At 69.5% G+C, this 22,990-nt stretch carries 21 protein-coding genes; 7 read left to right on the top strand and 14 right to left on the bottom strand.

The window, feature by feature from the left end; translation table 11 throughout:
* Positions 1 to 44: 44 nt before the first annotated feature.
* From EV147_RS18790 to EV147_RS18765, 6 genes are all read right to left on the bottom strand, one after another.
* Positions 45 to 425, bottom strand: coding sequence for a hypothetical protein (locus EV147_RS18790; protein ID WP_130392748.1), 381 nt, complete (start codon positions 423 to 425; stop codon positions 45 to 47).
* Between the two features lie 76 nt (positions 426 to 501).
* Entirely contained in the window at positions 502 to 1,323 is an 822-nt protein-coding gene (locus EV147_RS18785) for a siderophore-interacting protein (protein ID WP_130392747.1), read from the bottom strand.
* A gap of 3 nt (positions 1,324 to 1,326) precedes the next feature.
* Positions 1,327 to 2,001: a PadR family transcriptional regulator gene (locus EV147_RS18780; RefSeq protein WP_130392746.1), complete on the bottom strand. Its 675-nt coding sequence runs from the start codon at positions 1,999 to 2,001 to the stop codon at positions 1,327 to 1,329.
* 70 nt (positions 2,002 to 2,071) lie between these two features.
* Positions 2,072 to 3,616 carry a methyl-accepting chemotaxis protein gene (locus EV147_RS18775; protein ID WP_130392745.1) on the bottom strand — a complete coding sequence of 515 codons (1,545 nt, stop codon included), beginning with the start codon at positions 3,614 to 3,616 and terminating at the stop codon, positions 2,072 to 2,074.
* Positions 3,617 to 3,751: 135 nt separating this feature from the next.
* Positions 3,752 to 4,240 carry a DUF6644 family protein gene (locus EV147_RS18770; protein ID WP_235844814.1) on the bottom strand — a complete coding sequence of 163 codons (489 nt, stop codon included), beginning with the start codon at positions 4,238 to 4,240 and terminating at the stop codon, positions 3,752 to 3,754.
* Complete coding sequence (locus EV147_RS18765; protein WP_221344642.1) at positions 4,237 to 4,614, bottom strand: DUF6152 family protein; 378 nt, start codon at positions 4,612 to 4,614, stop codon at positions 4,237 to 4,239. Before EV147_RS18765 ends, EV147_RS18770 begins: the two co-directional genes overlap by 4 nt.
* Positions 4,615 to 4,793: 179 nt before the next feature.
* Between EV147_RS18765 and EV147_RS18760 the strand changes: the two genes are divergently transcribed.
* Positions 4,794 to 5,942, top strand: coding sequence for a DSD1 family PLP-dependent enzyme (locus EV147_RS18760; RefSeq protein ID WP_130392743.1), 1,149 nt, complete (start codon positions 4,794 to 4,796; stop codon positions 5,940 to 5,942).
* Positions 5,943 to 5,959: 17 nt separating this feature from the next.
* On the opposite strand, the gene EV147_RS18755 is transcribed toward EV147_RS18760, so the two are convergent.
* On the bottom strand, positions 5,960 to 6,445 hold the full coding sequence (locus EV147_RS18755) for a hypothetical protein (RefSeq protein WP_130392742.1): 486 nt from the start codon (positions 6,443 to 6,445) through the stop codon (positions 5,960 to 5,962).
* Positions 6,446 to 6,904: 459 nt separating this feature from the next.
* Between EV147_RS18755 and EV147_RS18750 the strand changes: the two genes are divergently transcribed.
* The 5 genes from EV147_RS18750 to EV147_RS18730 all read left to right on the top strand — a co-directional run bounded on the left by EV147_RS18750 (position 6,905) and on the right by EV147_RS18730 (position 12,214).
* Positions 6,905 to 7,093 (top strand): hypothetical protein, encoded by a 189-nt coding sequence (locus tag EV147_RS18750; protein ID WP_130392741.1) that lies wholly within the window; start codon positions 6,905 to 6,907, stop codon positions 7,091 to 7,093.
* 61 nt (positions 7,094 to 7,154) lie between these two features.
* Positions 7,155 to 9,302 (top strand): phosphocholine-specific phospholipase C, encoded by a 2,148-nt coding sequence (locus EV147_RS18745; protein WP_130392740.1) that lies wholly within the window; start codon positions 7,155 to 7,157, stop codon positions 9,300 to 9,302.
* A 131-nt stretch (positions 9,303 to 9,433) separates the two neighbouring features.
* Positions 9,434 to 10,345 carry a LysR substrate-binding domain-containing protein gene (locus EV147_RS18740; RefSeq protein ID WP_130392739.1) on the top strand — a complete coding sequence of 304 codons (912 nt, stop codon included), beginning with the start codon at positions 9,434 to 9,436 and terminating at the stop codon, positions 10,343 to 10,345.
* A gap of 55 nt (positions 10,346 to 10,400) precedes the next feature.
* Positions 10,401 to 11,429, top strand: a complete 1,029-nt coding sequence (locus EV147_RS18735) for a M14 family zinc carboxypeptidase (protein WP_130392738.1) — start codon at positions 10,401 to 10,403, stop codon at positions 11,427 to 11,429.
* 26 nt (positions 11,430 to 11,455) lie between these two features.
* Positions 11,456 to 12,214 (top strand): alpha/beta fold hydrolase, encoded by a 759-nt coding sequence (locus tag EV147_RS18730; protein WP_130392737.1) that lies wholly within the window; start codon positions 11,456 to 11,458, stop codon positions 12,212 to 12,214.
* Between the two features lie 61 nt (positions 12,215 to 12,275).
* Here the strand turns inward: EV147_RS18730 and EV147_RS18725 are convergent, their stop codons facing one another.
* Positions 12,276 to 12,890: a TetR/AcrR family transcriptional regulator gene (locus EV147_RS18725; protein WP_130392736.1), complete on the bottom strand. Its 615-nt coding sequence runs from the start codon at positions 12,888 to 12,890 to the stop codon at positions 12,276 to 12,278.
* A gap of 275 nt (positions 12,891 to 13,165) precedes the next feature.
* On the bottom strand, positions 13,166 to 13,729 hold the full coding sequence (locus EV147_RS18720; protein ID WP_130392735.1) for a copper resistance protein CopQ: 564 nt from the start codon (positions 13,727 to 13,729) through the stop codon (positions 13,166 to 13,168).
* Between the two features lie 433 nt (positions 13,730 to 14,162).
* Between EV147_RS18720 and EV147_RS18715 the strand changes: the two genes are divergently transcribed.
* Positions 14,163 to 15,041: an alpha/beta hydrolase gene (locus tag EV147_RS18715; RefSeq protein WP_130392734.1), complete on the top strand. Its 879-nt coding sequence runs from the start codon at positions 14,163 to 14,165 to the stop codon at positions 15,039 to 15,041.
* A gap of 18 nt (positions 15,042 to 15,059) precedes the next feature.
* Here the strand turns inward: EV147_RS18715 and EV147_RS18710 are convergent, their stop codons facing one another.
* The 5 genes from EV147_RS18710 to cobW form a co-directional block, all read right to left on the bottom strand.
* Entirely contained in the window at positions 15,060 to 16,133 is a 1,074-nt protein-coding gene (locus tag EV147_RS18710) for a methyl-accepting chemotaxis protein (protein WP_130392733.1), read from the bottom strand.
* 95 nt (positions 16,134 to 16,228) lie between these two features.
* A complete protein-coding gene (locus EV147_RS18705; RefSeq protein WP_235844813.1) occupies positions 16,229 to 16,828 on the bottom strand; it encodes a vWA domain-containing protein in 600 nt (199 codons plus the stop codon).
* 89 nt (positions 16,829 to 16,917) lie between these two features.
* Positions 16,918 to 17,979: an ATP-binding protein gene (locus tag EV147_RS18700; RefSeq protein WP_130392732.1), complete on the bottom strand. Its 1,062-nt coding sequence runs from the start codon at positions 17,977 to 17,979 to the stop codon at positions 16,918 to 16,920.
* Positions 17,976 to 21,770, bottom strand: a complete 3,795-nt coding sequence (gene cobN, locus EV147_RS18695; RefSeq protein WP_130392731.1) for a cobaltochelatase subunit CobN — start codon at positions 21,768 to 21,770, stop codon at positions 17,976 to 17,978. Before cobN ends, EV147_RS18700 begins: the two co-directional genes overlap by 4 nt.
* Before the next feature lie 3 nt (positions 21,771 to 21,773).
* Positions 21,774 to 22,832 carry a cobalamin biosynthesis protein CobW gene (gene cobW / locus EV147_RS18690; protein ID WP_130392730.1) on the bottom strand — a complete coding sequence of 353 codons (1,059 nt, stop codon included), beginning with the start codon at positions 22,830 to 22,832 and terminating at the stop codon, positions 21,774 to 21,776.
* Positions 22,833 to 22,990: the final 158 nt, after the last annotated feature.

Here is a 22,990-nt window from a genome sequence, read left to right as displayed (position 1 = left end):
GGGCGCCTTTGCACAACCGGCCGTGCGGTAAAACAGCAAGGAAATCAGAACAGCTTGCCCGGCACGTTGACGGGCCGGTCGGGCGGCAGGTTGCGCACGGTGCAGTCCAGCGCGTCGGCGTTCTCCTTGTTGCCGCCGAACGTGGCGGCGATGGAGTCGCGGTACTGGGGCACGGAGATGCGGTTGTAGTAGAGCCGCGAGGTCTGGTCGAGCCAGTAGACGTAGTTGCTGTCGCTGTCGTCGGAGCCGCTGCGCAGCCATTCGCCCATCGGCTGGCCGCCCAGGCGGGTGTTGGCGCAGACGTCCTGGATCTTGTCGAGATACTTGTTGAGGCCGTGGGCCTCGTAGTTGCGCACCGAATCGGGCGCGCAGGCGGTCAGGGCCAGGCAGGCGGCAAGCAACGGCAGCGGGCGGAGGCTGGGCATGTCAGGTTTCCATGTCGATGGGCACGTCAACCAGTGTAGCCGCGCCCGCGCTTCCGTGCTCCCGCGCCGGGGTGCGTCAGTCGTCCAGCGTCTCGTGCACGGCGGCGTTGCCATGCTTCCAGTAGGCCGACGCGCGGATGCGCTTCTTGTCGATCCCGCGCTCGGCCACCAGGTACTGGCGCACCTCGCGCATTGCGGCGGCCTCGCCGGCGGCCCACACATAGCCCTCGCAGCCTTCGCCCCCGGGCAGCGTCAGCGTCCGCAGGGCCGGCAGCAACTGGCTGCCCTCGGGCTGGCCGCCGCGGTACACCCAGTGCACCTCCGCCCGGCCACCGGTGGCCAGCGGGATGCGCGCCGACGCGTCGCCCACCTCGGCCACCACGATCACGCGCGCATCGGGCCCCAACTCCTCCACGCGGCGGCCGATGGCGGGCAGCGCGGTGTCGTCGCCGATCAGCAGGTGCCAGTCGAACGCCTCCGGAATCACGAACGATCCGCGCGGCCCGCCCACGCCCAGGTACTGGCCCGGCTGCGCCTGCGCGGCCCAGCCCGAGGCGGGGCCATCGCCGTGCAGCACGAACTCGATATCGAGTTCGCGAGCTTCGGCGTCGTAGCGGCGCGGCGTGTAGTCGCGCGCCTCGGGCCGGGGCTGGCCCTCCGGGAACGTGATGCCGTCCGGGCCAACCTGCGGCAGCACGGGCTGCGCGGCGCCCGGGGCCGGAAAGAAGACCTTGAGATGGTCGTCGAACGATGCGGACACGAAATCGGCCAGATCGTCGCCGCCCAGCGTCACGCGCAGCAGTTGCGGTGACACCTGGCGCGTGCGCACCACCTTGAGCAGGCGCATCCTGAGCGGATGACGCACGCGTTGCACGGTCAGGTCACGGGGTTCGGTCATGGATCAGCCCTCCGGGTTCGGTTGGATGGGGGTGCCTTCGATCTCGTCGGCGGCACGTTCGAGGATGGCGGCGATGCGGCGCTGTTCGTCGGCGGGGGCCCCGCTGCGCATCATCATGGCCTGCTTCAGGCGGCCGCGCGCCTGCACGAGTTCGGTGGCCCAGCCGCCCTCTTCCGGCTCGCGCTGGGGCTGGCCGCTCATCGCGCGGCGCATGAACTCCATCTTGCGCGCCACGTGCTGCAACCGGGCCACCATCTGCTCCAGGCGCTCCCGATGCTGGGCAAGGTAGTTGCGGCCCGCGTCGGAAAGCTGGTAGCGCTTCTTGTTGCCCTCGGTGTCCACCGTGGCGTAGCCCACGTCTTCGAGGAAGGTCAGCGCGGGATAGACCACGCCCGGGCTCGGCTTGTAGAAGCCGCCCGTGCGCGTTTCCAGCGCCTTGATCAGTTCGTAGCCGTGGGAAGGTTTCTCGTCGAGCAACGAGAGCAGCAGCAGTTGCAGGTCTTCGGCACTGAACTTGCGGCCACGGCGCAGGTTCTCGCCATCGAAACCGTCGCCGCCGTCATTGCCGTCGAAAGCGCCACCGCCCTGCGACCAGAAGCCGCCGCCGCGCACCATGGCGTGCAGGCCACGCCACTTTCCACTGTGATGGTGGTGATGATGTCCGAAAAGATGTCGCATCGCATGACTCCATATGTCGTAAGACGTATCGTACGATATATGTCTTACGATATAGAGTCAAGCACCAGCCTCAACCCAACCGGAATACCCCCACCGCCGCCGCCAGCTGGTTCGCCTGCGACTCCAGCGAATCGGCCGCTGCCGCTGCCTGCTCCACCAGCGCCGCGTTCTGCTGGTTCACCTGTTCCATCTGGGTCACTGCCTCGCTGACCTGTGTGATGCCGGTGGATTGCTCCAGCGAGGCCGCCGAGATTTCGCTGACGGTATCGGCCAGGCGCTTGACCGCCGAGACGATCTCCTCGATCGTGCTGCCGGCCTGCTGCACCTGGGCACTGCCGGCGTCCACCTTGCCCACCGACGAGTCGATCAGCGTCTTGATCTCCTTGGCCGCATTGGCACTGCGCTGCGCCAGGCTGCGCACTTCACCCGCCACCACGGCGAAGCCGCGGCCCTGTTCGCCCGCGCGGGCCGCTTCCACGGCGGCATTCAGCGCCAGGATGTTGGTCTGGAAGGCAATGCCGTCGATCACGCCGATGATGTCGACGATCTTCTGCGAGCTGGTGTTGATCTCGCTCATGGTATGGACCACGCCGCGCACCACTTCGCCGCCGCGCGAGGCCAGGTCGGCCGCGTTGCGGGCCAGTTCGCTGGCATGCGACGCGCTTTGCGCGTTGTTGCCCACCGTCGAGGTCAGTTGCTCCATGCTGGCGGCGGTCTGTTCGAGCGCCGACGACTGTTCCTCGGTGCGCGACGACAGGTCCGAGTTGCCAGCGGCAATCTCGCGGGCGCCGATCGTCACCGCGTCCGAGCCCGTGCGTACCTTGGTCACGGTCTGCGTCAGGCCGGCCTGCATGCGCGCGAGCGCGTCGAGCAACTGGCCGATTTCATTGCGCCCGGCCTCGGGCACGCGGATCGTCAGGTCGCCATCGGCCACGCGCATGATCAGGTCGCGCGCCTGCATCAGCGGCGTCACCACGAGCCTGCGCAGTGCGAGGTGCACGGCCACGATCAGCACGGCCGACATCGCCAGGCCCACGCACACCAGCACGATCACGCGGCGCAGGCGGGCCGCGTCTTCCTCCATGGCGGCGTCGTTGAGGCCGGTGGCGAACTGCTGGAAGCGCTCCACGCCAGCCGAATACTTCGCGCCGGACGCCGTGATGTCCTTGTCGTTGATGGCGGCATAGCCGTCCGGGTCGCCGGCGCGCAGGGCTTCGAGTCCGCGCTGCACCACGGCCATATGGTCCCGGCCGGCGCTGACGATCTCCTCGCGGGTCGAGGCATCCTGCTTCGGCAGCGCGGGCGCCTTCTCGAAGGCATCCAGTTCGGTGCGGGATTTGCCGATCGACTTCTCGGCGCTGGCGATGGCCTCGGCATTGACCTGGCCGCCGGCCTTGGCCGAGCTGTAGGCGCGCGTCAGCGCGGAGCGCGCGCGCGTCATGTTCTTGTAGGCGTCGTTGATCAGCAGCGCGCGCGTGGAAACAAGGTGCACATTGCCGGCGGCTTCACTGGCGGCGCTGAGCTGGCTCACGCCGAGCGCGGCGCCAAACACGATCATCAGGCCGAAAATCACAAGGGTCGCCAGCAGGCCGTGGCGAATACTGAGGTTGTTCATCAGGGGGGCTCTACTCGTAAGGGGTCCGACCTGCCTTAACGTCCCCGCCCTTTAATTCTTGAGGCGCCGCCCTACCCGGTTTGCGTTACATCAAATTAGCGCGGCAAAAGCGCATTTTGCTGCACTCAAACGCGGTCAGACGTAGGCGATCAGCCGTCCCGCGCAGATCACGAGAAACCACGTCAGGATCGACAGCACGGCGCACAGACGTGCCAGTGGGGGCGGCGCGGTCTGCATTTCCCAGGAGAGGTTGCCGTGCAGGCGCCGGTAGGGTCCCCGGTGGAACCAGAGCGCATTGGCCAGCCCGAGCGCGATCAACCCGAGTTTGAACAGGAAGGCACGGTTGCCGATCAGTTCGTCCGCATGCGCGATGAACAGCAGCGCCCCGCTGATCACGATGCAGACGAAGCCAGCCAGCGCCGCCGGCAGCGCGTGCCGCAGCAGCACCGTCACGGGCAACTGGCGCGCCAGTCCGGCCAGGCGCAGATCCACCACGACGATCGATCCGAACAGCAAGGCCATGCCGGCCAGATGCACGATTTCCGCAGCCGGATAGGCCCAGGCCGAGGCCCGCAGCCCCACCGCGAGCGGCGATGCGGCCAGCGCCGCCGCCCAGGCGCTCAACGCAATTCCACGGTCTGGCCGCCGTCGAAGGTGATGCGCTCCACGCGCATTTCATCGGCCTTCTCCTTGCTCGCGTATCCCACCAGCGTGACCTGCTTGCCCACGGCAACCTTCTCGGCCGAGGCGCCGCGCGTTTCCATGCGCGAGACCGGCGCGAGGATGGCAAACCAGCGCTTGCCCTGCGCTTCGAGCCGGATCGTGGCGTGCGGATTCTCGTAATGGGTTTCGACGATCTTGCCGGTCACGGTCAGCGGCTTGGTCTCGTCATAGGTGGACCAGCCGTGGTGGGCCAGGGCGGGCATGGCGGCCAGGGTAGCGACGACGATGGCGGCGCCCGCGACGCGGCGGGCTTGGGAGGCGAAAAGGCTCGACATGGGGCGGACTCCGATAGGAACACGCTGCAACGGTTGCCACAGACCGGACTCAGGCATTGTCTGCTGGCAGGGACATCCCCTATCGTAGAGGACGCACGCGGCAGCGCAAGGAGAAGTATCCCGCACGCCGTGATACGCTGTGATCCGCCCCAACCCTCCGCAGTCCACCCGGTTTTCCCATGTCCCTGACCTTCGCACTGCCCCCCGCCGCACAGGTCGGCCAGCCCGCCGACACCATCGATACCCCCTCGCTCGTGCTCGATCTCGACGTGTTCGAGCGCAATGTCGCGCGCATGCAGGCGGCGGCCGACCAGGCCGGCGTGAAGCTGCGCCCCCATGCCAAGGCGCACAAGTGCCCCGACATTGCGCTGGCACAGATGGCGCGCGGCGCCGTGGGCATCTGCTGCCAGAAGGTGAGCGAGGCCGTGCCATTCGTGCGCGCGGGCGTGCAGGACATCCACATCAGCAACGAGATCGCCGGCCCGGCCAAGGCAAAGCTGCTGGCCGAACTGGCGCGCCACGCCCGCCTGAGCGTCTGCGTGGATGACCTCCGCCAGATCGACGCGCTGGCCGCCGCCACGCAGGCCGCCGGTACCACGCTGGACGTCTTCATCGAGGTCGATATCGGCCAGGGCCGCTGCGGGGTGGCTGACGGCGCTGCCGCGCTGCCGCTCGTGGCGTGCATTGCCGCGCACCCGCAACTGCGGCTGCGCGGGCTGCAGGCGTACCACGGCGGCATCCAGCATCTGCGCGGCTGGACCGAGCGGCGCGACGCCGCCGCACGTGCCGCCGACCGAACCGGCAGCGCCATCGCCCGGCTGGAAGCCGCCGGCGTGCGTTGCGAGGTGGTCACGGGCGGCGGCAGCGGCAGCGTGGAGTTCGACCTCGGCAGCGGCGTGTACACCGAAATCCAGCCCGGTTCCTACGTTTTCATGGATGCCGACTACGGCAGCAACGCCTACACCGGCGCGCTGCGTTTCGAGCATGGGCTGTTCATCGCCACCGCCGTCATGAGCGTGGCCGCCGGCGACCGCGCCGTGGTGGATGCGGGCCTCAAGTCGATGGCCGTCGACTCGGGCCTGCCGTGGATCTGGAATGAGGGGGCGCCGTCCGCCACGCTCGGCTACGTGGCGGCCAATGACGAACATGGCATCGTCAGGCCGAAGCGGGAAGGCGATGTGGCGGCGCTGCCGGCGCTGGGCAGCCGGATGATGCTGGTGCCGGGCCATTGCGACCCGACGCTGAATCTCTACGACGAACTGGTGGGCATCCGGGGCGGCACCGTGGCCGCCATCTGGCCGGTGGCGGCGCGCGGTCTGAGCCGCTGAGCCGCCCCCAACCGGCTTCAGGCGAGCTGCGCGGCCAGCTCGTCGAGGTTGGCCAGCGCCCAGGTGGCGCCAGTCCATGTCTCGAAGCGCAGTTCCGAGAGCGGGATCGACGTCAGCGTGCCGAGCCAGTCGGTCGGCGCGGCGCCGCAGCGCAGGCCGCTGGCCACCATGGTCATGGCCTCCGGCACGTCGATATCGGCCACCCGGGTGACGGTAGGCCATGGCAGCAGGCGCATGTCGTGCGCAGGCAGGCCGAAGCGGTACAGGCCGAAGCGCGCATGCATGGCCGCCTGCGACAGCGTGTGGCGCGCACGATCCAGCGCCTGGTCCTTGGTGGCGGACGGGTCCCACTGCTGGTTGCGCGAGAACCACAGGATTTCCTGCTCCCCCGCGCGTGCCACCGGACCGCGCGCGGCAGCCGGCATCAGCCCGCCAGACCGCGCGATCGCCGCGAGGGGGGTGCCCACCGTGTAGTGCCAGACGTAACCGCTTTCGTTTTCCATAGTGCAGCTCCTGCAAACGCCGTTCCGCCTCCTAGATTGGTGGCGGGCTGCCCCGTTTACAAGCAAGGTCACGGCTTGTTGCAGCCGCAACAAAAATGGCGCAGTTGAGTCGGCAATCCCCCTGCTGCCCGGCGAGCCAGACCTGGCGCGGTTCTCCGGGAACCGCGCCGCCCCTGTGGCTGCGCCAATATTGTGCGTGTTTCGAGCAAGACGTCTAAAACCTTAGCACACGGTCTGGTGCAATGCAGCATCTGCGGCCACGGAAAATCGCCGCGTGCGTGCGCGCGACCACACGCGGCACATTCTGCCCCGGCCCGCCCGGGCGGTCCATGGACCACAAGAAACGTCGATGGCCGCATCAGGATTCTTGCGCCGGCTGTCACACGCCGTGCCCTGTGGGTTGCTTACGCTGCGCTCCGCATCGACATTTGCGATGCGCCCCACAAGAGACACCCGACCATGATCGAAGCCAACCGAATTCCTGCCCCGGCGCGTCCGCTGGGCCTGCTGGCCGCCCTGCTGCTGTGCACGGCGTTGACCGCCTGCGGCGGCGACGGCGACAGCGGCACCCCCTCCACCGGCACGCCGGGCGGCACCACGCCCACCGCCCCCGCCGTCAAGCCGGCCGGCGTCAAGTGCGCGCCCTGAGGCGCCACCCCGGACCACGACAACAGCACAGCGCTTCAGACCTTTCAGGGCAGACCGAGACATGACTTCCAGCAGCCGTCGTAATTTCCTCAAAATGGCCGGGGGCAGCGCCGCCGCCACCGCCGCGCTCGCCGCGTTCCCGCCCGCCATCCGCCGCGCCATGGCCATTCCGGCCAACAACGCCACCAAGTCGATCCGCGACGTGGAATACGTGGTGGTGCTGATGCAGGAAAACCGCTCGTTCGACAACTATTTCGGCACGATGAACGGCGTGCGCGGCTTCGGTGACCGCTTCCCGATTCCGCTGCCCGGTGGCCGTACCGTGCTGGAGCAGACCTACGCGTCCGGCAACACCAACCGCATCGTGCTGCCGTACCGCCTGGACCCCAAGAGCGGCAACTCGCAGCGCGTCAGCGGTACGCCGCACAGCCAGCCGGACGGGCAGGCCGCCTGGGACCTGGGCCGCATGAGCGCCTGGCCCACCTCGAAGAAAACCCAGTCGATGGGCTACTACACCGGCGAGGAACTGCCGTTCCAGTACGCGCTGGCCAACGCCTTCACGCTGTGCGACGCCTACCATTGCAGCTTCCACGGCGGCACCAACACCAACCGGCTGTTCCACTGGACCGGCACCAACGACCCATTCGGCAAGAACGGCGGCCCGGTGATCGACAACAGCGGCGATTCGCTGGGCGCCACCGGCATCAACTACACCTGGACGACCTACCCCGAGCGCCTGCAGGCTGCCGGCGTGAGCTGGAAGGTCTACCAGAACATGCCGGACAACTTCACCGACAACCCACTGGCCGGCTTCGCCCAGTACCGTGCCGCCAACGCCGCGAAGGGCAATGCCGCCGACGGCGCGCCGTACCCGCCGTACACCACGGCCGACGAGACCGTCAGCCCGCTCTACAAGGGCATTTCGAACACGATGCCCGATGGCGGCTTCCTGCAGTCGCTGCGCGACGACGTGGCCGCCGGCACGCTGCCGCAGGTGTCGTGGATCGTGGCCCCGGCCACCTACTCCGAGCACCCGGGGCCGTCGAGCCCGGTGCAGGGCGCCTGGTACACCCAGCAGGTGCTGGATGCGCTGACGTCGAACCCCGAGATCTGGAGCCGCACCGTGCTGCTGATCAACTTCGACGAGAACGACGGCTTCTTCGACCACGTGCCGCCGCCCTGCGCGCCGGCGCTGACCCTCAAGGGCGAGCCGATCGGCTACTCGTCGATCGATGCCTCGACCGAGTACTACAGCGTGGACCAGACGCCGTTCGGGCCCGGCCCGCGCGTGCCGATGTACGTGGTGTCGCCGTGGAGCCGTGGCGGCTGGGTCAACTCGCAGGTGTTCGACCACACCTCGGTGCTGCGCTTCCTGGAACAGCGTTTCGGGGTGCAGGAGCCAAATATCAGCGAGTACCGCCGGGCCATCTGCGGCGACCTGACCACCGCGTTCGACTTCGTCAACCCGAACGGCAGCTTCACGCTGAACGTGACGCTGGACAAGACCGCCGCCGACGCCCAGCGCGCCGCCGACGACGCCAAGGCGCAGATTCCCGTGCCGAGCGTGGCCATCCAGAGCCTGCCGGTGCAGGCCAAGGGCACGCGCCCGTCGCGCGCCCTGCCCTACACGCTGCACACCAGCGGCCTGGAAGAACCGGCCACCAACTCGTTCAAGCTCCATTTCGCGAACGACGGCAAGCAGGCCGCGGTATTCCACGTCTACGACAAGCTGAACCTGGGCGACGTGCCGCGCCGCTACGCGCTGACCGGCAATGGCCGGGACCACGAGGCCCATATTGATGTCAGCGCCACCAACGGGCGCTACAACTTCTGGGTACTCGGCCCGAACGGCTACCACCGCTCGTTCGTGGGCGACGTGAACGCCCAGAAGGCCGCGGGCGGCGGCGCCGCGCCGGAAATCCAGGTCTGCTACGAGGAAGGCGATGAGCCGAAAGTCTGGCTCACGCTGATCAACCACGGCAGCGCTGCCTGCACGTTCACGGTCAAGCCGAATGCCTACCGGACCGACGGCCCGTTGACGTTCGAGGTGCCGGCCGGCAAGACGGTGGACCAGCCCTATCCGGTGAAAGCCCAGGGCAACTGGTACGACTTCACCGTGACCACCCCGCAGGGCGGCTTCATCCGGCGCTTCGCGGGCCGGCTGGAGAATGGCGTCCATACGACGTCGGACCCGGCGATGGGGGGTTGATAGCAGGGGGTTGGCTCCCCTCTCCCGCATCGCGGGAGAGGGGAGAAAACACACGCCTCGCCGCAGTCTTCTTCCCCCTGTCACATTCCCGCCTTAAAGTCGCCGGCTGACCCGTTTCTACCGGAAGCCCAATGCTTGGCGATCTGCTGATCACGTTCTACGAAGTGGCACGACAGGGCAGCATCACCACGGCTGCGCGGCAGTTGCGGCTGAGCCAGCCCACGGTAACGGGGCGTATCCGGCAGCTCGAAGAGCTTTACGGGGTGGAACTGTTCTACCGCCGCTCCGGCCGCGTGGACCTCAGCGACGTGGGCGTGGCGCTGATGCCGCTGGCCGAGCAGATCCTGCAGCAGGAGAGCAATGCCGACTTCCTGCTGCGCAACGCCGGCAACCTGCGCGTGGGCAACCTGCGCATCGGCGCCACCGGCCCCTACTACATCCTGCGCAGCGTGGCCGCGTTCCGGCAGCGCTATCCCGCCGTCGAGGTCAGCATCGAGATCGGCAACTCGCGCCAGATGATCGAGGCGCTTTACGAGTACCGCATCGACGCCGCCGTGTCGTCGCACGCGCTGGACGACGACCGGCTGTTCCGCGTGACACTGGCCGCCGATCCGATGGTGCTGGTGGTGCATCCGGTGCATCCGCTGGCGCGCCGTCCGCTGGTGGAAGTGGCGGAACTCGCCACCTGCCACCTGCTGGTGCGCGAGCAGGGCTCGATGACGCGCGAGGCCACCGAGGCGGCCCTGGCCGCCGCTGGCGCCCACCTGCCCCCGCACACCGTGATCGGCAGCCGCGAAGCCATCTGCGAGGCCATCCGCCACAACCTCGGCGCCAGCGTGATGCCGGCCGGCGAGGTGCCGCGCGATCCGGCGCTCGCCGTGGTGCAGTTCGCCAGCAACGCCCCGGTCATCGACGAATACCTGTACTGCCTCAGGAGCCGGCGCGACACGCGGCTGCTTGGAGCGCTGCTCGATTGCCTCGTGGCGCCCGGCGCCGCCAGCGCGCGTTGCGAGGCGCCGCCGCCAGCGCCTATATTGAACTGACGCCCGCCCCGCCTTCCGCCCCCAAACCGCCAGCCAAACCCGCCCCCACGCGCCGATGACCCAACCGGGCCGCCCGAGCTTTCCCGAATACGACCAGTTGCTCACGCTGCTGGAACTGGGCGCCCCCTGGTTCCAGGCTTCCGAGGCGTGCCAGGTGGCCGTGGGCGGCCAGTCGTTCGCGGTGCATGTGGCCAGCCTCGGCACATGCGCACCGGACGCACCGGCCATCGGCATCTTCGGCGGCATTCACGGACTGGAGCGCATCGGCACGCAGCTCGTGCTCGACTACATGCGCGCGCTGCTGTGCCGGCTCAGTTGGGACGAACTGCTGCACCGGCAACTGGAAGTGGTGCGGCTGGTGTTCATGCCGATCGTCAATCCGGGCGGCATGTACGAGGCCACGCGCGCCAATCCGAACGGCGTCGACCTGATGCGCAACGCGCCGCAGGACGCCGACGCGGCGGTGCCGTTCCTGGCCGGCGGGCAGCGCCTGGGCGCCTGGCTGCCGTGGTATCGTGGCCGCGCGGGCGCGCCGATGGAGGCCGAGAGCCAGGCACTGCTGCATGTGGTGGAGACCGAACTGCTGCCGCGTCCGCTGAGCTTCGCCGTGGACTGCCACTCGGGCTACGGCTGGCGCGACAGCATCTGGTTTCCCTATGCCCGCACCCACTCGCCGATGCCGCATTTCCCGGAGATGTACCTGCTGAAGACGATGTTCGAACAGGCCCACCCCCACCACGGCTATGCCTTCGAACCGCAGAGCCACCAGTACCTGCTGCACGGCGATCTCTGGGACTATGCCTACGACCGCGCGCCGCCGCACAGCCTGTTCCTGCCGATGACGCTGGAACTGGGTTCCTGGCTCTGGATCAAGAAGAATCCGCGCCAGTTGTTCTCGCGCGCCGGCATCTTCAACCCGATCAAGGCCCACCGCACCGCGCGCGTGCTGCGCCGCCACGTGAGCCTGTTCGACTTCCTCGGCCGGGTGGCCGTGGCGCCCGAGCGCTGGCTGCCGCACGGCGACCACCGCAGCCAGTTGCTCGAACAGGCGCGCGCCCACTGGCGCGGCAAGCCGGCGCCCTGAGCTCCGGCCATCGCAACCCACCGGCCATGGCGAACTGGATCTTCCTGCGCGGCCTGACCCGCGAATCGCGCCACTGGGGCGACCTTCCCGTGTTCTGGACGCGCCATGGACTCGGCCAGCCGCTGCTGATCGACCTGCCCGGCAACGGCCAGGCCCGCTCCCAGCCGGTACCGGCCACGGTGCGCGGCATGGCCGATGCGGTGCGACAGGCGGCGCACGCCTCTGGCACCCGCGGGCCGTGGCATATCCTGGCCATGTCGCTGGGGGCGATGGTTGCCACCGACTGGGCGCAAACCCGGCCCGAAGACGTGGCCGGACTGGTGCTGGTCAACACGAGCATGCGCCCGTTCAGCCGGCCCACCCAGCGGCTGCGCCCGCAGAGCTGGGCCGCCATCGCCGGTATGGCGCATCACTGGCACGACCGCGCGCGCTGCGAACGCACGATCCACCGGCTGACCTGCGAACGGCTCGATACGCGCGACGCGGACCTCGCGCGCTGGGTCGAGATCGGCGAGAGCGCCCCGGTCACGCGGGACGCCGCGTGGCGGCAACTGCTCGCGGCGGCGCGTTTCCGCGCGCGACCCACGGCGCCGGCCTGCCCGACGCTGATCGTATCCTCCGATGTCGATCGCCTGGTCGATCCGCAATGTTCGGCGCGGCTGGCCGCCGCGTGGCACGCCGCGCACCTCGGGCTGGCGCGGCATCCGTGGGCGGGCCACGACCTGCCGCACGACGACCCCGCCTGGCTGTGCGAGACCGTGGGCGCGTTCGTGCGCAGCGCATGACAAACAAAAAACCGCCGGAGGCCCAGGGGCCATCCGGCGGTTGTCCTGCCGACTCGCAGCGTTACAGCGAGCCGCAGGTGATCTGCGAATCCATCAACGCCTTGGCGCGCTGGTTGCACAGCGCCCCGAGCAGCGTCTCGGCGGCGGCTTCCAGGCGATCCTGCGTGCCGAACAGCCGCGCGGCGATCAGGCCGCTTTGAAGCGATCCATAAATCACTTGGGCGAGCATGGCGGGCGGTACCGGGTACGGCGTCTCGCGCTCCTGCTGCCCGCGTTCGAGCAGCCGGGTCAGCCAGGTCTCGTTGATGTGATAGAAGTCCTTGAGCACATGGTGCACCGATTCGGGCAGGCTCAGGATCTCGGTGGACAGCATGCCGGCCAGGCAGATCTGGCCCGAGCCACAGGTCTGGCGCAGCGGGTCCAGGTACTGGCGGGCCTGTTCGAGCACCGGCAGGCTGGCATCGATGCCGCCCAGGCGCTCGGAGATGCGCCGGCTGTACTCGCGCACCGCTTCGAGCACGAGATCGTCCTTGGACGGAAAGTAATAGTGGATGCTGGAGGTCTTGACCCCCACCAGCTCGGCCAGGTCACGATAGCTGAAGCCATTGAAGCCGCGGCTGCGGATCAGGACCAGCGTATGTTCGAGCAGTTGCTCGCGGACAGGTTGCGTTTTCATGGTGGGTACTTTATCTACACGAAGATAGATACTCAACCGGGAATTTCCCGGAGTCAATGGCTGCGCCGCCTAGACCACGCCCTGCACCGCCAGCGTGATGGCCGCACCACTGGCGGCACACAGCGCCAGCCAGCCGCCCAGGATCAGGGCATCGTTGCCAAGCCAGGTTTTCATCGTAGTTCGCCTAAAAAAACAGACGTGCATCCTTGTGGGATGCCCGTCTGTACCGGAGTCAACGCCAGGTCATGGCGAAGTTTGCAAACAGGGGCCGGGGCTCAGGCCAGGGCGCCGTCGGTGTACGGGTCAACCGAGCGGCCACCGTCGTAGTACGGGTTGCGGGGGCCGTTGCCGCGGGCGCCGTCCGTGTACACGTCGCGGTGCGTCAGGCCGGCGGTCAGGCCGTCGCGGTTGCTGATGCGGGCACCGTCCGTGAAGGCATCGCGGTTGCCGATGCGGGCACCGTCCGTGAACACGTCGCGGTGCGTCAGGCTGGCGGTCAGGCCGTCGCGGTTGCTGATGCGGGCGCCGTCCGTGAAGGCATCGCGGTTGCCGATACGGGCACCGTCGGTGAACACGTCGCGGTTCGACAGGCTGGCGGTCAGGCCGTCGCGGTTGCTGATGCGTGCACCGTCCGTGAAGGCATCGCGGTTGCCGATGCGGGCACCGTCGGTGAACACGTCGCGGTTGCCGATCCGGGCACCGTCCGTGAAGGCGCTGCGCTGATCGTTGACGCGGTAGGCGTAGCCGTAGGCATCGCCCTGGGGTTGTGCGGCCTGGGCGGCGCCCGTCACGAAAGCGGCGGCGAGGGCGGCGGCGGTCAGGATGGTCTTGGCGTTCATGATGCTCTCCTTGCGTAGCCGTTCGATCCTGGTTGTGGTCGGATCGGCCGGCTGGGTCTGTGCTGCAATCGAGCGGTCTGTTTTTTGGTCCTGGCCACCCATTACTATCTACTGCTAGGTAGAGGACCAGGGCTAAAAAAAAGACCGCCTCCGGTTAGTGCTGGCTGGTGTTGCGTGGATTTTGCCGCTGCGCCGTTCCGTTTCTGTCTCGTTCCGGCCGCTGCGTCGCTGTCCATGGCCTGAATACTATCTACCTATAGATAGATAAGCAAGGCGAATTTTCGTAGAACTACGAAAAAGATTTCTATGGAGTGGATTGAGGCCAGCTATCTCGCAGGTAACTGACTGATTTGGCAGACGATTTCAGGGATACCGGCGTCGGCGCGGGCGCCCGCACCCTTTTCTTTCCGTCGCCAAGTGCTACGGTTATCACATGACACCCCCGCTGCCCCCCGTTTCCGAGACCCGCCGCCCCGGCTGGCACTGGCTGGCGGGCGCGTTCGGGCTGGCCGGGCTGGCGGCCGCCGCGTCCTTTGGCCGCCTGCTGCTGTACCGGGCCGTGGAGCGCGATGCGTTCGAGCCCTGCCCGGTCGGATCGCTGACGCCCGACGACCTCGGCGTGGCCTCGCGCCAGTTCACGTTCCACAGCGGCGACCGCACGCTGCAGGCGTCGTGGGTACCCGCCCCCGACCCGGCAGCGCCCGCGCTGGCGGTGTTTCACGGCAACGACGAGTGCCTAGCCGACTGGGCGCCCGTGCAGGCCCTGCTGCACGGCGCGGGCATCAGTTCCTTCGTGTTCGACTACAGCGGCTATGGCAGCAGCACCGGCACGCCCAGCGTGCGCCGGCTGCGCGAGGACGCGCTGGCGGCGTACCTGCAGTTCCGCGAGGCGTCATCGGCGGCCGCACGCCATTACGTGATGGGATATTCGCTGGGCAGCGGCGTGATGCTCGACGTGGTGGGCTCGCTGCAGCCGCAGCCCGATGGCGTGATCGTGGGTGCGGGGTTTTCTTCGGCCCGCGCCGCCGCCGTGGCCAAGGGGCTGGTATCGCGCTGGGTAGCCTGGGCGCTGCCCGATCCGTGGAACAACATCGCCCGCGTGCGCAAGCTGCGGCTGCCGGTGATGCTGGTACACAGCCGGCTCGACGCCACGATTCCGTTTCACCACATGCAGCACCTGGCCCGCGCCATACCGGGCCCGAGCCGGCTGGTGGTGTTCGAGCAACTGCCGCACAACGCGGCCATCGAGGCGGCCTTCATGAAGACCTTCTGGGCGCCGGTGGCGCAATGGCTGGCCACCGGCAAGCTCTGACGCCGGCCTGCCGGGCGCTCAGAGCCTGAACTCGCCCACCACCTTCTGCAATGCCTGGGCCTGATCGGCCAGCGCGGACGAGGCGGCCGCCGCCTCCTCCACCAGCGCCGCGTTCTGCTGCGTCACGTCGTCCATCTGCGTGACGGCCACGTTGACCTGCGCGATGCCTTCGCTCTGATGTTCGGACGCCGCGGCGATCTCGCCGAGGATCTGGGTCACGCGGCGCACCGCCTGCACGATCTCGTCCATGGTCTGGCCGGCGCGGCCCACCAGCGCCGAGCCGCTTTCCACCTGCCGCGCCGAATCGCTGATCAGCACGTTGATTTCCTTCGCGGCGGCCGCGCTGCGCTGGGCCAGCGTGCGCACCTCGCCGGCCACCACGGCAAAGCCGCGCCCCTGCTCGCCGGCGCGCGCCGCTTCCACGGCGGCGTTGAGCGCCAGGATATTGGTCTGGAACGCAATCCCCTCGATCACGGCAATGATGTCCGTGACCTTGCGCGAGCTGGCGCTGATGGCGTCCATGGTGGTCACCACATCGCTGACGATCGTGCCGCCGCGCTCGGCGATGCCCGACGCCGCATCGGCCAGCCCGTTGGCCGCCCGGGCGCGCTCGGTGTTCTGCTTCACCATGGCCGTCAGTTCGCCCATGCTCGACGCGGTCTGCTCCAGCGTGGCCGCCTGCTCCTCGGTGCGCTGCGAGAGATCGGTGTTGCCCACGGCGATCTGCTGCGAGGCCGACGAGATCGAGTCGCTGGCCGCCTTGATGCGCGTCACCAGTTCGGTCAGCATGTCCTCCATCTCGCCCAGCCCGCCCAGCAGCCGGCCGAAATCGCCGCCGCGCTCGGTCTCGAAATCCTTGCTCAGGTCGCCGGCCGCCACGGTCTCGGCGATGAATTCCGCCTCCTTGAGCGGCACCTCGATGGCGCCCACGAGCCGGAACCAGAACACCAGGCTCAGCACCGGCACGGCCAGCCCGATCCCCCAGATCCACCCCCGCGTACCGCCATCGGCCACCTGGCCCAGTGCCAGCGTCGTCAACACGGCCACCAGCACCACATTTACGCCAAAAGCCGCCCCCAATCGGGTGCGCATACTCAAGTTGTCCCAAGCCATGATGCCTTCCGCTCCTCGTTTTCCCGCGTTTGTCCGGGGTATCGATGGGCTAACGGCCGGGCGCAAGGAGAACTTTAGGGCAAGCGCGGGTCCGCGATGGCGGCTTCGGCGCTGCGGTACTCGGTGCCCCACCCGTCCGCCAGATGCCGGCAGCGGCCCAGCGGCACCGGGTTCCGCTCCACGTCCACCACCACCACGTGATCGGCCCATGCCGGGCGGGGTGGCGATTCGGTGCTGCGGCCATCGGTCAGCAGCCAGAGCCAGCGCTGCTGGCCGGGGCGCTGGCGCGCTTGCCGGGCCAGTAGCTGATCGGCGCGGGCCAGGCCGAGCGCCAGCGGCGTGCCGCCGCCCCCGGTGATCGGGCGGACCCAGTCATCGTTCCAGCGCCGGGCGCGTGACGGGGCCAGACGCACCTCGGCGTGGCCGGCGGCGAAGCAGACCAGCGCCACCTCGGCGCGGGTCTGGTAGGCGCGTTCCAGCAGCCGGAGCAGCACGCCCTTGGCCAGCGCCAGCGGCTCGCCATGCGCCATCGAGCCGGAGCAGTCCAGCACCACGCAATGCAGCACGCCGCCGCGCGGGTCGGTGCGGCGGAAGCGCAGATGGGACGGATCGAGCGGCGCGGTGCCACGGGCCGCCAGTGTGCGGGGCCAGTGGACGCACGTGCCCGATGCCACGCCGCGCGGGGCGCTGCGGGCCGAAACCGGGCGCGCGGCCTGCCACCGGATGCCGCCCGACCGTTCCGGCTCGGGCGCGCGCCGGTGGCTCAGGCTTTTTTTGGGGCGTGGCCCCCGGCAAACGGCTTGAGCGGCTTGACGTCGGTCACCCCCGGCTGGGGCGGCGGCAGCGCGCCCCACGGGTCTGCCGGCGCCGAGGCTTCTGCCGGGCCATCGTTGCCCGCCTGCTGCGGTTGGGGCGGCTGCGGCGACGGCTGCGGCGACGGCTGCGGCGACGGCTGCGGCGGCGCGCCGGCATGGCGACGGTGGTACAGCACGAGTTCGGCCACCTCGTCGACATGGCCCGGCGTGATGTCATCGGCGCCGCGCCATGCCGCCAGCGCCCGAGCGGCCCGGAGCATGACGAGGTCGGCGCGCACGCCATCTACGTGGGCCGCCAGGCACAGCGCGCTGACGTGATCGTGGACTTCGCCGCCGAACGGCAGGCCGGGCAACGCCGCACGGGCCCGCACCACCTGCGCGGCCAGCGCCTGCTGCCGCGCCGCCACGGCCGCGCGGAAGGCCGCCGGATCGGTATCGAAGGCGAGCCGCGCCCGCACGATGGCCTGCCGCGCGGCGGCATCGCCGTAGTTGTCCAGTGCCAGCGCCAGCCCGAAGCGGTCCAGCAACTGGGGGCGCAGTTCGCCCTCCTCCGGGTTCATCGTGCCCACCAGCACGAACCGCGCCGCATGCTCGTGCGAGACGCCATCGCGCTCCACCACGTTCACGCCGCTGGCCGCCACGTCGAGCAACTGGTCCACCAGCGGGTCGGGCAGCAGGTTCACCTCATCCACGTAGAGCACGCCATCGTGGGCGCGCGCCAGCAGCCCCGGCCGGAAGCGCACCTCGCCCTGCTGCAGGACGTGGGAGAGATCGAGCGTGCCGGTCAGCTGTTCCTCGCTGGCCCCGAGCGGCAGCGTCACGAACTGGCCGTGCGGCAGCAGTTCGGCCAGCGCGCGCGCCGCCGTGGACTTGGCCGTGCCGCGCGGGCCGGTCACCAGCACGCCGCCGATGGCGGGATCGACGGCCGCCAGCAGCAGCGCCAGTTGCAGCGTGTCCTGCCCCACCAGGGCACTGAACGGGAAAATCGGGCGCATGGGCTGGTCCTTCATGACTGTCCTTCCAGACGCTGTTCGTTGTCGAGCAGATGATGTTCGATGCGCGCCCGGTGGTCGCCGGGCGCCTGCCACAGGCCGCGCTCCATCGCTTCCAGCAGGCGCTCGCAGATGCCTTGCAGCGCACGTGGGTTGTGCCGGGCCAGAAAGTCGCGGTTGGCGGCGTCGTGCACATAGGCGTCGGCCACCAGCGCGTACTGGTGGTCGCCCACCACGCGCGCCGTGGCGTCGTAGCCAAACAGGTAGTCCACCGTCGCGGCCATCTCGAAGGCGCCCTTGTAGCCGTGCCGGCGTACGCCGTCGATCCATTTCGGGTTCACCACGCGGGTGCGGATCACCCGGGCGATTTCCTCGCCGAGCGTGCGCACGCGCGGCGCGGCCGGGTTGGCGTGGTCGCCGTGGTAGATGGCCGGCTGGGCGCCGCCAAGGTGGCGCACGGCGGCCACCATGCCGCCCTGGAACTGGTAGTAGTCGTTGGCGTCGAGGATATCGTGCTCGCGGTTGTCCTGGTTCTGCACCACGGCGTCGATGCCGGCCAACCGTGCCGCGAACGTCTCGTGCGCCTGTACGCCATCGAGCCGCTGCCCGTAGGCGAAGCCGCCCGCGTCCAGATAGGCCCGCGCCAGGTCCGCGTCGGTCTGCCAGTGCCGGCCGTCGATCAACGCCTGCAGGCCGGTGCCATAGTCGCCGGGCCGGGCGCCGAACACGCGCCAGCACGCCCGGTCCTGCGCGGCCCCGGGCGGCACGCCCTGCGCCTCCAGCGCCTGCTGCTCGGCCAGCACGCGGGCGCGGACCGGATTCACGTCCGCCGGCTCGTCAAGGGCGGCCACGGCGCGCACGGCGGCGTCGAACAGCGCCACGAGGTTGGCGAACGCGTCGCGGAAGAACCCCGACACGCGCAGCGTCACGTCCACGCGCGGGCGGTCGAAGATCGCCATCGGCAGGATCTCGAAATCCACCACGCGGTGGCTGCCGGGCGCCCACTTGGGCCGCACGCCGAGCAGCGCCATGGCCTGCGCGATATCGTCGCCGCCGGTGCGCATCGTGGCCGTGCCCCAGACAGACAGGCCCACGGCCCGCGGATACTCGCCATGCTCCTGCAGGTGCCGCTCGATCAGTTGGCTGGCCGAGCGCAGCCCCAGCGTCCACGCGGTGCGGGTCGGCACGGCGCGCGTATCGACCGAGTAGAAATTGCGCCCGGTGGGCAGTACGTCGGGCCGCCCGCGCGATGGCGCGCCGCTCGGGCCGGGCGGCACGAAGCGGCCATCCAGGCCGTGGGCCAGTTGGGCCAGTTCCTGCGGGCCGCACGCGTCCAGGCGCGGCGCCACCTCGCCGCGCAGCCGCGCAAGCACGGCGGCGGCCTGCGGCATGGCCGGCGGCGCCGCGTCGTCATCGAGCAGCCGCAACGCCAGCAATTCCAGCCGCTCGCGCGTATCGCCGCAGTGCCGCCACGGGCCGCTGTCGAGTTCGGCCAGCACGGCGGGACGCGGGCCGGTCCACGGGGCGGCCCAGTCGGCGTCGAGCGGATCGAAGCCCAGCGACAGATCGGCCGCAAGCGCCCCCAGCAGCCCGGCCCTGCCATCGGCCCCGTCTCCGACCGGAAAGCGCGCCAGCGCCGCCAGCGTGTCGCGGCGCTGCCGGCCCGTGGGGGACTCGCCGAACACGTGCAGGCCGTCACGGATCTGCGACTCCTTGAGCTCGCACAGCCATGCGTCGGTGCGGTTCAGCAGCGCGTCCTCGTCGTCGTTGCTTGCCGGCGCGTCGAGCCCCAGTTCCCGATGCAGTTGCTGGCCGACGATGGACTGCAGGATCTCGCGGCGCAACAGCTTCGCCCGGCGCGGATCGACGGTCAGCGCCTCGTAGTACTCGTCCACCTGGCGCTCCAGGTCCTGCAGCGGCCCGTAGTTTTCGGCACGCGTCAGCGGTGGCATCAGGTGGTCGACGATCACGGCCTGCGCGCGGCGCTTGGCCTGCGCGCCCTCGCCGGGATCGTTGACGATGAAGGGGTAGAGATGCGGTGTCGGCCCCAGGATGGCGTCGGGCCAGCAACTGGCCGCCAGCGCCACGCTCTTGCCGGGCAGCCATTCCAGATTGCCGTGCTTGCCCACGTGCACCACGGCGTCGATGCCGAACACGTGGCGCAGCCAGAAATAGAACGCGAGGTAGCCGTGCGGCGGCACCAGCTCCGCGTCGTGGTAGCTCGCGTGGCCGTCCACGCCGTAGGCACGCGCCGGCTGGATGCCGACGAAGACGTTGCCGGTGCGCACGCCCGCGATCATGAAGCGGCCATCGCGCACCATCGGGTCGGCCTCGGGCGCGCCCCAGCGCGCGGCAATCGCGTCGCGGCTGGCCTGCGGCAGTTGGTCGAACCACGACAGGTAGTCGGCCATGGACAGGCTCTGGAACGCCGGGCGCCACGCGTGCTGGCCGAGGTCGTTGGTCACGCCGCGCGTCAGGCCGCGCAGCAGCGCGTCGCCATCGGCCGGCAGCGGGCCGAGGGCAAAGCCCTCCTCGCCCAGCCGTTGCAGGATGCGCACGACCGAAGCCGGAGTGTCGAGCCCCACCCCGTTGCCGATGCGGCCCTCGCTGGCCGGATAGTTGGCCAGGATCAGCGCCACGCGCTTTTGGGCGGCGGGCAGCGTGCGCAGCCGGCACCAGCGCCGCGCCAGTTCGACCACAAAGCGCACCCGCTCCGGATCGGGCTGGTAGCGCACCACGTCGACCTGCGTGTGCGGGCAGCGCCACGCCAGCCCCTTGAAGCTGATGGCGCGCGTGATGATGCGGCCGTCGACCTCGGGCAGCGCCACGTGCATGGCCACGTCGCGCGTGCTCAGGCCCTGCGCGTCGGCCAGCCAGTCCTCGCGGTTGCCGCCGCTCAGGATCACCTGCAGCACCGGGGCGTCGCCGGCCAGCGGCGCGTCGGCCTCGCCCGCGCTGTCCAGCGACGCCACGGCAAAGGCCGTGGTGTTGAGCACGAGCGCGACGGGCAGGTCATCGCACAGCCGCTGCAGCACCTCGCGGCACAGCGGCTCCTTGAGCGAGCTGACCGCCAGCGGCAGCGGACACAGGCCCGCGTCGAGCAGCGCGTCGGCCACGGCGTCGAACACGTCGGTGTTGCCGGCCTGCAGGTGCGAGCGGTAGAACAGCAACGGCACCACGGGCGCGCCATCGAGCCCGCGTGCGGCCCATTCGCGTTGCCAGTCCTGCACCGTCGCCACGCCGTGGGCGCGGTGATAGAGCGCGGCCTGCGGCACCACCTGCGGCGGCAGGGCCGGTTCGGTGCCGGCGGACAGATCGGGAAAGGCGTGGTCCGCGAGACAGCGGAAGAACTGTCCGGCGTTGGCCGCGCCGCCCTCGCGCAGATAGCGCCAGAGCTGGTGCGACAGCTCGGCCGGGGCATTGCCGCGCCGCGCAAGGTTGTCGTCCTCGGCCAGATCGCCCGAGAACACCACCAGCAACTGGCCCCGGGCGCGGGCGAGTTCGGGCAGGCGTTCCAGCCCGTACGCCCAGTCGCTCTCGCCGCCCAGGTGATCGACCACCACCACGCGCGCATGCCGCAGCACTTCGTCGATATACAGGTCGAGCGACGCCGGCTGGCGCAGGTACATCTGGTTGGCCAGCCGCACGCTCGGAAAACCACTGCCGAGGCCGGGCACGGCGCCGGCCAGCAAGGCCAGCGTGGTGTCGGCCGCGCTGAGCACCACGATGTCGCCCGGCGTCTGCTCGATGCGCAGTACGACCGAGGCGTCCTCGACGAAGCCGCCCGGCCGGGTCGACAGCAGGTGCATCGATCAGCCCAGCGCCGCGTCCAGCGCCGCCTGCAGCGTGGCGCCGTCCAGATCCTGCCCGATCAGCACCACCCGCGTGCCCTGAAACTCCCCGGCGCGCCACGGACGGTCGAAGTAGCTGTCGAAGCGCTGGCCCACGCCGTGCAGCACCAGCCGCATGGCCTTGCCCGGCAGCGTGGCGAAACCCTTGACGCGGTAGATCGTGTGGTCCGCCACGAGCTTCTGCAGCGCGGCCACCAGCGCGTCGCGCTCGACGGTGCCGGCCTGCACCACCACCGAGTCGAACTCGTCGTGATGGTGATCGGCGTGGTCGGGGTCGTCGCTGCCGTGATGGTCGGCGCGCAGGTGGATGGTTTCTTCTGAGGCGCGCTGCAGGCCCAGCAGCGTCGAGACGTCGAGCCTGCCGGCCTGTGCGGGCACGATCTTGACCTCGGCCGGGATCTCCGGGCGCACCAGCGCCTCGACGGCGGCGATCTGCGCGGCGTCCATCAGGTCCGTCTTGTTCAGGATCACGAGGTCCGCGCTGGCCAGCTGATCCTCGAACAGCTCGTGCAGCGGCGATTCGTGATCGAGATTGGGGTCGGCGCGCCGCTGCGCGTCGACCGCCACAGGATTCGCGGCGAACTGGCCGGCGGCGGCGGCCGGACCGTCGACCACGGTCACCACGGCGTCCACCGTGAACGCGTTGCGGATGCTCGGCCAGTGGAACGCCTGCACCAGCGGTTTCGGCAGCGCCAGGCCCGAGGTTTCGATCAGCACATGGTCGATCTGGTGGCGCCGCTCCAGCAGTTGCTCCATGACCGGGTAGAACTCCTCCTGCACCGTGCAGCACAGGCAGCCGTTGGCCAGTTCGTAAAGCTGTCCGGTGGGCTCGCCGGCGTCGTCGCAGCCGATGCCGCAGCCCTTCAGGATCTCCCCGTCGATGCCGAGTTCGCCGAACTCGTTGACGATGACCGCGATGCGGCGGCCGTTGGCGTTTTCCAGGATATGGCGCAGCAAGGTGGTCTTGCCGCTACCGAGAAAGCCCGTGACGACGGTGGCCGGAATCTTGGTGGTTTGCATGCGGATGGCAGGTGGTTTTGCGAAGGCGATCAGGATACGGGGGTTGGGGATGGCTGTCCATTTGGGGGGGTTGTGAGGGCTGGAGGGTCCGCTTGCCGACTTGTGGCAATTTGAACCGCCTGGCCCTCTCCCCGGCCCCTCTCCCGCAAGCAGGAGAG

This window comes from Cupriavidus agavae (assembly GCF_004217045.1).
In the GTDB taxonomy this organism is placed as follows: Bacteria; Pseudomonadota; Gammaproteobacteria; order Burkholderiales; family Burkholderiaceae; genus Cupriavidus; species Cupriavidus agavae.
The sequence above is the reverse complement of the archived record's forward strand: the minus strand, read 5'-3'. Positions and strand labels throughout refer to the sequence as shown.

Excerpts from the sequence above, each read along its gene's own strand:
- EV147_RS18710 (WP_130392733.1), bottom strand. The coding sequence starts at position 16,133 with ATGCGCACCCGATTGGGGGCGGCTTTTGGCGTAAATGTGGTGCTGGTG.
- EV147_RS18750 (WP_130392741.1), top strand. The coding sequence starts at position 6,905 with ATGATCGAAGCCAACCGAATTCCTGCCCCGGCGCGTCCGCTGGGCCTG.
- EV147_RS18700 (WP_130392732.1), bottom strand. The coding sequence starts at position 17,979 with ATGAAGGACCAGCCCATGCGCCCGATTTTCCCGTTCAGTGCCCTGGTG.
- cobW (WP_130392730.1), bottom strand. The coding sequence starts at position 22,832 with ATGCAAACCACCAAGATTCCGGCCACCGTCGTCACGGGCTTTCTCGGT.
- EV147_RS18715 (WP_130392734.1), top strand. The coding sequence starts at position 14,163 with ATGACACCCCCGCTGCCCCCCGTTTCCGAGACCCGCCGCCCCGGCTGG.
- EV147_RS18735 (WP_130392738.1), top strand. The coding sequence starts at position 10,401 with ATGACCCAACCGGGCCGCCCGAGCTTTCCCGAATACGACCAGTTGCTC.
- EV147_RS18765 (WP_221344642.1), bottom strand. The coding sequence starts at position 4,614 with ATGTCGAGCCTTTTCGCCTCCCAAGCCCGCCGCGTCGCGGGCGCCGCC.
- EV147_RS18725 (WP_130392736.1), bottom strand. The coding sequence starts at position 12,890 with ATGAAAACGCAACCTGTCCGCGAGCAACTGCTCGAACATACGCTGGTC.
- cobN (WP_130392731.1), bottom strand. The coding sequence starts at position 21,770 with ATGCACCTGCTGTCGACCCGGCCGGGCGGCTTCGTCGAGGACGCCTCG.
- EV147_RS18730 (WP_130392737.1), top strand. The coding sequence starts at position 11,456 with ATGGCGAACTGGATCTTCCTGCGCGGCCTGACCCGCGAATCGCGCCAC.
- EV147_RS18785 (WP_130392747.1), bottom strand. The coding sequence starts at position 1,323 with ATGACCGAACCCCGTGACCTGACCGTGCAACGCGTGCGTCATCCGCTC.
- EV147_RS18780 (WP_130392746.1), bottom strand. The coding sequence starts at position 2,001 with ATGCGACATCTTTTCGGACATCATCACCACCATCACAGTGGAAAGTGG.
- EV147_RS18760 (WP_130392743.1), top strand. The coding sequence starts at position 4,794 with ATGTCCCTGACCTTCGCACTGCCCCCCGCCGCACAGGTCGGCCAGCCC.
- EV147_RS18790 (WP_130392748.1), bottom strand. The coding sequence starts at position 425 with ATGCCCAGCCTCCGCCCGCTGCCGTTGCTTGCCGCCTGCCTGGCCCTG.
- EV147_RS18740 (WP_130392739.1), top strand. The coding sequence starts at position 9,434 with ATGCTTGGCGATCTGCTGATCACGTTCTACGAAGTGGCACGACAGGGC.
- EV147_RS18720 (WP_130392735.1), bottom strand. The coding sequence starts at position 13,729 with ATGAACGCCAAGACCATCCTGACCGCCGCCGCCCTCGCCGCCGCTTTC.
- EV147_RS18755 (WP_130392742.1), bottom strand. The coding sequence starts at position 6,445 with ATGGAAAACGAAAGCGGTTACGTCTGGCACTACACGGTGGGCACCCCC.
- EV147_RS18745 (WP_130392740.1), top strand. The coding sequence starts at position 7,155 with ATGACTTCCAGCAGCCGTCGTAATTTCCTCAAAATGGCCGGGGGCAGC.
- EV147_RS18775 (WP_130392745.1), bottom strand. The coding sequence starts at position 3,616 with ATGAACAACCTCAGTATTCGCCACGGCCTGCTGGCGACCCTTGTGATT.